Source organism: Micromonospora sp. NPDC049662 (assembly GCF_040675055.1).
In the GTDB taxonomy this organism is placed as follows: domain Bacteria; phylum Actinomycetota; class Actinomycetes; order Mycobacteriales; family Micromonosporaceae; genus Micromonospora.
Window position 1 is genome coordinate 75893 of the sequence record NZ_JBFAOC010000029.1, and the last position, 9469, is coordinate 85361.

At 73.4% G+C, this 9469-nt stretch carries 9 protein-coding genes and 1 riboswitch; of the genes, 4 read left to right on the forward strand and 5 right to left on the reverse strand.

Translation table 11 applies throughout. The features are described from left to right. Positions 1–195 precede the first annotated feature (195 nt). A complete protein-coding gene (locus AB0J36_RS21590) occupies positions 196–363 on the forward strand; it encodes a hypothetical protein (RefSeq protein ID WP_357133280.1) in 168 nt (55 codons plus the stop codon). A gap of 338 nt (positions 364–701) precedes the next feature. Here AB0J36_RS21590 and AB0J36_RS21595 read toward each other — a convergent pair whose 3' ends face one another. The 5 genes from AB0J36_RS21595 to AB0J36_RS21615 form a co-directional block, all read right to left on the reverse strand. Beyond that, positions 702–2624: an acyl-CoA dehydrogenase family protein gene (locus AB0J36_RS21595; protein WP_357133377.1), complete on the reverse strand. Its 1923-nt coding sequence runs from the start codon at positions 2622–2624 to the stop codon at positions 702–704. Positions 2625–2821: 197 nt separating this feature from the next. Next, positions 2822–3325, reverse strand: a complete 504-nt coding sequence (locus AB0J36_RS21600; RefSeq protein WP_357133278.1) for a DUF6328 family protein — start codon at positions 3323–3325, stop codon at positions 2822–2824. A 119-nt stretch (positions 3326–3444) separates the two neighbouring features. After that, a complete protein-coding gene (locus AB0J36_RS21605) occupies positions 3445–4194 on the reverse strand; it encodes an SIS domain-containing protein (RefSeq protein ID WP_357133276.1) in 750 nt (249 codons plus the stop codon). Next, a complete protein-coding gene (locus tag AB0J36_RS21610; RefSeq protein ID WP_357175821.1) occupies positions 4191–4997 on the reverse strand; it encodes an AAC(3) family N-acetyltransferase in 807 nt (268 codons plus the stop codon). The genes AB0J36_RS21605 and AB0J36_RS21610 overlap by 4 nt, the downstream gene beginning before the upstream one ends. 23 nt (positions 4998–5020) lie before the next feature. Next, on the reverse strand, positions 5021–5851 hold the full coding sequence (locus AB0J36_RS21615) for an alpha/beta fold hydrolase (protein WP_357133272.1): 831 nt from the start codon (positions 5849–5851) through the stop codon (positions 5021–5023). 108 nt (positions 5852–5959) lie between these two features. Next, positions 5960–6064: riboswitch (TPP riboswitch) on the forward strand. A gap of 77 nt (positions 6065–6141) precedes the next feature. Between AB0J36_RS21615 and AB0J36_RS21620 the strand changes: the two genes are divergently transcribed. From AB0J36_RS21620 to AB0J36_RS21630, 3 genes are all read left to right on the forward strand, one after another. Beyond that, positions 6142–6729: an ECF transporter S component gene (locus AB0J36_RS21620; RefSeq protein ID WP_357175824.1), complete on the forward strand. Its 588-nt coding sequence runs from the start codon at positions 6142–6144 to the stop codon at positions 6727–6729. 196 nt (positions 6730–6925) lie between these two features. After that, the gene (locus tag AB0J36_RS21625) at positions 6926–8329 is read left to right on the forward strand and encodes an ABC transporter ATP-binding protein (RefSeq protein WP_357133375.1); all 1404 of its coding nucleotides are present in this window, start codon (positions 6926–6928) and stop codon (positions 8327–8329) included. A gap of 91 nt (positions 8330–8420) precedes the next feature. Then, complete coding sequence (locus tag AB0J36_RS21630; protein WP_357133269.1) at positions 8421–9221, forward strand: energy-coupling factor transporter transmembrane component T; 801 nt, start codon at positions 8421–8423, stop codon at positions 9219–9221. Positions 9222–9469 lie beyond the last annotated feature (248 nt).

Here is a 9469-nt window from a genome sequence, read left to right on the forward strand (position 1 = left end):
ATCTTGCACTTTCTGTGGTGACTAAAGGGGCATACCGTGCCGAGTTGACGACCGAAAGTGCAAGATCGGCGCGGACACCGGACCCGGGCCGCGGGGGCGGGGGGCGCGGGGGCGGGGGGCGCGGGGGCGGGGGGCGCGGGGGCGGGGGTGTGGCGGCGGCTCGGAGGGGCGGGTGCAGGCCGTTAAGGTCGTCGGGTGTTCTACTTCCTGATCGTCATCGCCGTCCTGCTGCTCGGCTACGCCGCCGTGCTGGTCTCCTTCGTCCGCCGGGGCAAGAAGATCCCGCCCGCCGCGTACCTCGCGCTGGCCGTGCTCAACGGTCTGATCCTGGCCGGGGTGTTGGCCTGGGCGGTCGCCCGCTGACGTGCCCCGCCCCGACCCGACCCGCGCCCCGCGCCGCCCCGCCCCGCGCCGCCCCGACCCGCGCCGCCCCGACCCGCGCCGCGCCGCGCCGACCCGCGCCGCGCCGCCCCGACCCGCGCCCCGAGCCGAGCCGCGCCGCGCCGCGCCGCGCCGCGCCGAGCCGAGCCGAGCCGAGCCGCGCCGAGCCGAGCCGCGCCGAGCCGAGCCGCGATCGTGCTCGAACCAGGAAGTAGTGGCCTCGGGGTCGGAGGGATGCCACTGGATCCAGGATCGAGCACGATCTCCCTGCCAACGCCGCGATCGTCCCCGCCGATGGGGCGGGGGACCTGTCGCGAACGTTACGGTTTCGGGGGGATACGGCGGCGGACGTCCTCGGCGGTGGACGGGCCGGGCTCCCAGCGGGCCACCCAGGGCAGTTCGGCGGACGGGGTGACGACGCCCTCCTCCACGCTCGCGTAGCGGCCTGCGAGGATCCGCTTGGCGGCGGCGGTGTCGACCGAGTCGGTGTTGTCCCAGAGGGCGGCGAACAGCGCGTCCACCCGAACGCGGGCCTGCCGGCAGAACAGGTCGGCCAGCTCGACGTTCTCCGGGTGGGAGTCACGTTCGGCGGACGCGCGGACGCAGACGGCGGACATCGCGAACAGCTCCGCGCCGATGTCCACGATGCGCCCGAGGAACGCCTGCTTGCGCTCCATCTTTCCCTGCCAACGGGACATCGCGTAGAACGTCGAACGGGCCAGCTTGCGCGAGGAGCGTTCCACTTGACGCAGGTGGCCGGCGAGGGGGCCGAACTCGGCGTACGCCGATGGGCTCTGGCCCTTGCCGACCGTGAGGGTCGGCAGCCACCGCGCGTAGAACGCTCCCGCTCGGGCGCCGGCGCGGGCCTTGCGGCCGAGCCCCGCCTCCGGGTCGATGATGTCGCCGGCCACCGACAGGTGGGCGTCGACGGCCTCCCGGGCGATCAGCAGGTGCATGATCTCGGTGGAGCCCTCGAAGATCCGGTTGATGCGCAGGTCGCGGAGCACCTGTTCAACGTTGGCCGGGCGTTCGCCGCGGGCGGCCAGCGAGTCGGCGGTCTCGTAGCCGCGCCCGCCCCGGATCTGGACCAGCTCGTCGGCGATCTTCCAGGCCATCTCACTGGCGTAGAGCTTGACCAGCGCCGCCTCGATCCGGATGTCGTTGCGGTCGTCGTCGGCGAGCAGGCAGCACAGGTCGAGCATGGTCTCCATGCCGTACGTGGTCGCGGCGATGAAGGAGAGCTTCTGGGCGACGGCCTCGTGCTCGCCCACCGGTCGTCCCCACTGGACGCGGTCGGCGGCCCATCCCCGGGCCACGTGCAGCGCCCACTTGCCGGCGCCCACGCACATGGCCGGTAGGGAGAGCCGGCCGGTGTTCAGCGTGGTCAGGGCGATCTTGAGGCCCTTGCCCTCGCCGCCGATGACGTTCTCGGCGGGCACGAAGACGTCGTGGAAACGGGTCAGGCTGTTTTCCAGGCCGCGCAGGCCGACGAACTCGTTGCGCCGTTCCACGGTGATGCCGGCGCTGTCGCCGTCCACCACGAACGCGGTGATGCCGCCGCGTCGACCTTCGGTGGCGGGCACCCGGGCCATCACCACCAGCAGGGTGGCCACGGTGCCGTTGGTGGCCCAGAGTTTCACGCCGTTGAGCCGGTAACCGGTGCCGTCGTCGGTCGGTTCGGCGGTGGTGGCGAGGCGCGCCGGGTCGGAGCCGACGTCCGGCTCGGTGAGCAGGAACGCGGAGACCTCCCCTGCGGCGAGTCGGGGCAGGAAACGCTGCTTCTGCTCGGCGGTGCCGAACATCTTCAGCGGTTGCGGCACGCCGATCGACTGGTGGGCCGAGAGCAGCGCGCCGATCGCCGGGCTGGCCGAGCCGGCCAGCATCAGGGCCCGGCAGTAGTGCAGGTTGCTGAGCCCAAGGCCGCCGTACTTCCGGTCGATCTTCATGCCGAACGCGCCGAGGTCGGCGAGGCCGTGGAAGACGGAGTCGGGGATGGAGGCGTCCCGCTCGATGGCCGCGCCGTCCACCTCGGAGGTGACGAAGGAGCGCAGCTGGCCGAGGAACTCCTCAGCGCGGGCCACGTCGTCCGGGTCGGAGCGCGGCCACGGGTCGATGAGGTCGAGCCGGAACCGGCCGAGGAACAGTTCCTTGCCGAAGCTGGGACGGTCCCAGGTGGACTCGCGGGCGGCCTCGGCGACTCGGCGGGCCTCCTTCTCCGAGACCTGGCCCGCCTCGGCGGGCAGCGGCGCGGCGGTGCCGGCCGAGGCACCGGGTTCGGGGGCAGGACCGGATTCGGGGCCGTCCGGTGCCGGTCGGCCGTCCTGTGTCGTGGTCACGGCTGCCCCCTCGAAGCTCGGTGCGGCTGCTCGACGTGTGCGACTAACGCCACGCTACCCCCGGTTGTTACCCAGGGGTAGCGTGGCGGGAACATCGACGAAGATCAGCCCACGCTGAGCGTGTCCGGGTCGTCGTCCTCGTCGTCGATGTCGTCGTCACCCCAGTTGCGGCGGGCGAACGGCAGGATCACCCAGAAGACGAGGAACCAGAGCCCGGCCAGCGCGCTCAACACGAAGGCGATCGGCCGGTCCAGCACGAAGTCGGTGATCAGCAGCACCGCGCTGACCATGGCGATCAGCATGAAGGCGAGGCCGCCGGTCGCCATGAGGTGCGCGAACCGCACCAGTTCCGGCTTGCGCCCCTGGCGGAACAGCGCCCGGTGGAACGCCACCGGCGAAATGATCATCGCGGTGGCGGCGGCCGCGGCGAGCAGGGCGACGATGTAGACGTCGCGCTGGAACTCGCTGGTCCGGGTGAACCCGTTGCTGAACGGCAGGGTGAGCAGGAAGGCGAAGAGGATCTGCACGCCGGTCTGGGCGACCCGCAACTCCTGGAGCAGGTCGGCGAAGTTGCGCTGCCAGCGTTGCTTCTCGGTCTCCTTGGACACGCGCTACCTCCGGTGAGACGGTACTGCCGGCGGTCCCGGCCGCCGGCAGCAACGCCAATGCCCCACACGACCGAGCGTGAAACAGGCTCACGACACCTGCCGTTCATCGTGCGGCAATGTCAGGACCCGCGACGGATCCGACCCACGTACCGGGCCTCCAGCGCATTGTTGTGCGCGTCCCCGTCCGGGATGTTCGCCGACAGGTAGACCGGAGGCCGCTCACCCGCCGCGAGCAGCCGGGCCACCACCTCCACGGTGACCTGCTGGGCCAGCAGCGCGGCCGTGATCGAGGAGACCGCGCCGACCGCGCCCCCGTCGGGCAGCGGCAGCGTCGCGTCGCCGTACGGGGCGCCGTTGTCGAGCACCACGTCGGCGAGGTCGGCCAGCTTGCGCCCGGACGGGTGGCGGGAGGTCATCCGGCCGGAATGCTGTGCGGAGGTGATCGCCACCAGCTGGTGACCCCGCTCCTTGAGCAGCGTGGCGAACTCGACCATCGCGCCGTTGACCCCGGAGTTCGAGGCGAGCACGAAGATGTCGGCGGGCCGTACGGGAGCCAACGCCCAGAGCCGGTGCGCCACCGCCGGGTCCCGTTCCAGCAGCGGCCCGAGCACGTCGGCCGGCTCGCCGCCGAGCAGCACCAGGTCCCGCAGGGCGATCCGGTTGGTGGGTACCAGCCCGCCGGCCCGGCCGGCGATCTCCATGGCGAGGGCCTCCGAGTGCCCGGTGCCGAAGGCGTGCACCACCCCGTCGGCGCGTACCGCCTCGGCGATCAGGTCGGCGGCCCGGCCCACGGCCTCGGCCTGGCTGGCGGCCACCCGGGACATCGTCTCGGTCACCACCCTCAGGTAGTCCCCGGCGCTCACCGTCATATGTCCTCCGTCCGTCTGTTGCGGGCGAACCACCGCACCGCGAAGTCGACCGTCGCCCGCTGGCGTACCAGCCTCGCCGTCCCGGCGCCCACCGGGCCGACGCGGACCACCGTCGTGGCATCGAGGTCCCGGCCCAGCGCGCCGAAGTCGCTTCCGTCGAGCCGGACGTCCTGCCACCACACCCATTCCCGGCCGCCGTCGGCAGTCCGCACCGCCGCGCCCAGTCGCTCGCGGACCAGGGCGGGACGGCGGTACTCGGCCAGGTGCAGCGAGGTGTTGACGCTGTGGTCGACTCCGAGCAGCAGCACGTCGGCGTCCAGGTCGTAGAGCCGGGCCAGCGGCGAGCCCTCGCCGAGCATGTCGGCCAGTTCGTGCCCCGCCACCACCTGCCCGGCCGACGGGCCGAGCGCCGCGAACGACACCTGGGGATGCGTGCTACGCATCGCCGAGGGCCAGCAGCGGACCGTCTCGGCGAACACGCCCATGTGCCGGCTCGGCGTGACCGCCGGGTCGAAGCCGGGCATCTCGGCGCGGATCAGCGGCCACCAGTCCACCGGCACCGGCGGGTTGCGCCACTGCGCGGGGTCGCTGTTGTCGGGGGTGTGGGTGGGTACCACGATCGTGCCGTCCGGGCCGAGCGCGTCACGCAGCGCCAGCGCCAGCGCCTGCGGTCCGCCGCAGACGTAGCCCAGCGGGCGCATCCCGGCGTGCACCAGCACCGTCGATCCGGGGCGTACGCCCAGCAGGCGGAGCTGCGCGGCGATCGACCGACGGGTGCCCGGCCCGCCGACGGGCGCGGTCACAGCTCTCCTCCGCCTGGCACGGCTCACGCCGTCCCGGCGACCCGCGCCAGGACCGCCTCGGCCAGCGCGTCGGGCGCGGCGTCCGGGATCCAGTGGGTCACCCCGGCCAGGGGTACGAAGCGATAGTCGCCGGTGACGTTGGCGGCGCACGCCTCGGCGGCGGTCCGGCCGATCGCGACGTCCCGGTCGCTCCACACGTAGGTGGTCGGTACGGCGACCGGGGCCACGGCGGCCAGGTCCGCGCGGGACATCGCCCGGTACCAGTTCAGGGCGGCGGTGAGCGCGCCCGGCTCGCGCATCGGGTCGGCGTAGCGGTTCACCCGGGTGGCGTCGCCCACCCCGCCCAGCAGCTTGCGCAGCGCCGTCGCGTGCCACGCGAGCAGCACCTTCTCGGCCTTGCCCGGCTTGCGGAACAGCGCGATGTACGACGACCGGGCCTTCTGCTGGCCGTCCGTGGCGAGCGCGTGTGCCATGGCCGCCGGGTGCGGCACCGACACCGCCGTCAACGTACGGACCCGCTGCGGGTGCGCGGCGGCCACCGCCCAGGCCACGACCGCGCCCCAGTCGTGGCCGACGAGGTGCACGGCGTCCAGGCCGAGCGCGTCGAGCACCGCGACCGCGTCGGCGACCAGTTCGGGAATCCGGTACCCCGCCACCTCGGCGGGGCGCGCGCCCGGCGAGTAGCCCCGCTGGTCGAGGGCGTACGTGCGCAGTCCGGCGGCGTGCAACGGCGGCACGACCTCGTCCCACTCGCCGCTGTGCTGCGGAAACCCGTGCAGCAGCAGGACGGGGACGCCGTCGGACGGGCCGCCGGTGCGTACCTCGAATGTCAGACCCCGCGCGTCGACCTGCATGATCGTCAGCCTACCCAGCCGTCGTCGCGCCGACCCGGATGCGCCGGCCGCGGGGACGCCCTGCTGGGCTGTTACCCCTGGTCGGTGCTAGCGTCAGCGAGACAACTTCACATCCGACAGGGGAGCGCACAGCGCTGAGAGTGCGGGCACGCCCGCAGACCCTCGAACCTGATCTGGGTAATGCCAGCGCAGGGAGTTCGGTCGACCTCCAGCCGCGCCGTGGGTCCGGTGCCACCGGACGCGCGGCGTGCGTCTTCTCCTGGTTCGTTTCACTGAACTGGGAGCACAGCATGGACAACACCACCAGCCGTTGGCGCACGATCGACATCGTGGTCGCCTCGGTGATCGCGGTCGCCTTCGGCGTCATCTTCTGGGCCTGGGGCCTGGTCTGGAGCGCCACCGAGGGCGCGTTCGCCTTCTTCCCGCCGGCGCAGACGCTGATCTACGGCGTCTGGCTGATGCCGGCCGTGGTCGGCGGGCTGGTCATCCGCAAGCCCGGCGCGGCGCTCTACTGCGAGACGGTGGCCGCCGTCGTGTCCGCGCTGCTGGGCAGCCAGTGGGCCGGCACGGTCATCCCGCAGGGCATCGTGCAGGGCATCGGGGCCGAGCTGGCGTTCGCCGCGTTCCGCTACCGCTCGTACCGGCTGCCGACCGCGGTGCTGGCCGGCGCGCTGACCGGCCTCAGCGCGGCCCTGTTCGACTTCTTCGTCTGGAACGCCGAGTACGCGCTGGGCGACTACCGCATCCCGTACGCGCTGCTCACCATCGTCAGCGCCACGATCATCGCGGGCGTAGGCGGCTGGGCGCTCACCCGCGCCCTGGCCAACACCGGCGCCCTGGACCGCCTCCCATCAGGCCGAACCCGCGCGCTGGTCTGACGCTGTCCCGTCCGACCCTGTCCCGTCCGACCCTGTCCCGTCCGACCCGGCCTCGTCCGACCCGGCCCCGTCCGACCCGGCCTCGTCCGACCCTGCCTCGTTGATCAAGAGGTTCGCGTCACCACGAGGCGGAATTCTGACACGAACCTCTTGATCAACAGCGTGTGGGGAACCGGGAGGAGGGGTTGTGGGGGTACTGCTGCGGGGTTTTGGGTGGCGGCACGCCGGGCGGCGGGCCTGGGCGCTGCGCGGGGTGGATCTCCGAGTGGAGGACGGCGAGCGGGTGCTGCTGCTCGGGCCCTCGGGAGCCGGCAAGAGCACCCTGCTCAGCGCACTGGCCGGGCTGCTGCCGGACGACTCCGGTGAGCAGGAGGGCACCGTCGAGATCGACGGGCTCGACCCGCGCAAGGGCCGGGAGCGGGTCGGCATCGTCTTTCAGGACCCGCAGTCCCAGTTGGTCATGGCACGCAGCGGCGACGACGTCGCGTTCGGGTTGGAGAACCGGGGCGTACCCGCGGACGAGATCTGGCCGCGCGTCGACGAGGCGCTGCGGCGCGTCGGCTTCCCGTACCCCCGCGACCGCAACACAGCCGCCCTCTCCGGCGGCGAACAGCAGCGCCTCGCCCTGGCCGGCGCGTTGGCGCTGCGGCCCAGCCTGCTGCTGCTCGACGAGCCGACCGCCAACCTCGATCCGGACGGCGCCACCCTGGTCCGGGGCGCCGTGTCGGGCGCGCTGGACGCCGACACCACCCTGATCCTCGTCGAACACCGGGTGGCTGAGGCGTTGCCCCTGGTCGACCGGGTGGTCGTCCTGGAGCCCGGCGGCGGCATCCGCGCGGACGGGCCACCCGACGCGGTCTTCGCCACGCACGGCGACGCCCTCGCCGCCGAGGGCGTCTGGGTGCCCGGCCACCCCATCGCGCCGCGCCGGGCCACCACCGCCGCCGGCGACGCGCTGCTCACCGCCGACCGGCTCGGCCTGCCGTCGCGGCTGGGCCCCACCGATCTGACGGTACGCGCCGGAGAGGCCCTCGCCGTACGAGGACCGAACGGCGCCGGCAAGTCCACCCTGGCGCTGCTGCTCGGCGGGCTGCTCAAACCGGGTACCGGCCGGGTCACCGCCTCGGCCGAGCTGGCCGACGCCGACCATCGCACTCCCCCGCACCGCTGGCGCGCCCCCACGCTGGCGCGGCGCATCGGGTCGGTCTTTCAGGACCCGGAGCACCAGTTCGTCACCGGCACCGTCTTCGACGAGCTGGCGCTCGGCCCACGCCGGACGGGTCAACCCGAGGCAGCGGTCAAGGCGACGGTGGCCGGGCTACTCGAGCGGTTACGACTGACCCGGCTCGCGGCGGCCAACCCGTACACCCTCTCCGGTGGGGAGGCGCGACGCCTCAGCGTGGCGACGGCCCTGGCCACCGCGCCACGCCTGCTGATCTGCGACGAACCCACCTTCGGCCAGGACCGGCGGACCTGGGGCGAGCTGGTCGACCTCTTCGCCGACCTGCGCGACGCCGGGCACGGCGTCGTCAGCGTCACCCACGACCCGGACTTCGTCGCCGCGCTCGCCGACCGCACCGTCACCCTGGAGCGGTCGTGAGCGCGGCGGCGCGCAACCGTCACCTCGGAGCGATCGTGAACGCGGCGACGCGCCGCTACCGACGCCGCAGCGCCGAACAGGAGCCACGCCGATGATCAGCATCGAGCCGGTCGCCCGGCCCGGAGCGCCGTTGGCCCGCCGCAATCCGGTGGCGAAGCTCGCCGCCGCGTTGGTCTTCTCGTTCACCCTGCTGGCCACGCTCGACCCGGTGGCACCCGCGGTCGCCATCGCCGTCGAACTCGCCGTGCTGCCGCTGTTCGGCCTGCGCTACCGGGTCCTGGCCCGGCGGGCCCTGCCGCTGCTGCTCAGCGCCGTCGGCATCCTGGTCACCCTGGTGCTCTTCGCCGCCGACCAGTCCGGTCGCGTCCTGCTGGACGCCGGGCCGGTGCTGGTGAGCACCGGGGTGCTGCTCACCGCGCTCGGCCTGGTGCTGCGGATCTTCGCGGTGGCCCTGCCCGGGGTGATCGTCTTCGCCACCACCGACCCGACCGACCTGGCGGACGCGTTGATCCAGAACGCGAAGGCGCCGGCGCGGTTCGCCATCGGGGCGCTGGCCGCGTTCCGGCTCGTGCCGCTGCTCGGACAGGAGTGGCAGATGATCAGCATGGCCCGCCGGGCCCGCGGCGTCGAGGCGGGGCGCAACCCGGTAGCCAAGCTACGACTCTTCGCGTCCACGGCGTTCGCGCTGCTGGTCGGGGCGATCCGCCGAGGTACCCGGCTGGCCGTCGCGATGGACGCGCGCGGGTTCGACGCCGGCACACCCCGTACCGTGGCCCGCCGGCAGCGCTTCCGGCTCGCCGACACGCTGCTGGTCGTCGGTGCGGCGGCGCTGGCCGGCGCGGCCCTGACGACGAGCATCCTGGCCGGAACCTTCCGCCCCCTACTCGGCTGACACCGGCCCACGCCGGCCGGCCGCGCGCCAGGCCGGTCGCACGCCAGGCCGGTCGCATGCCAAGCCGGTCGCATGCCAAGCCGGTCGCATGCCAAGCCGGTCGCATGCCAAGCCGGTCGCATGCCAAGCCCTCGCGCGCTGCGCCCCCGCGCGCCGGTCCCCCGCGCCGGCGTGCCGGGCCTGCGTGCCGGGCCGGCGGCAAGATCCGCGCAACTTCAGGGATGTAGTGGCCTCCCACACTGACGAGG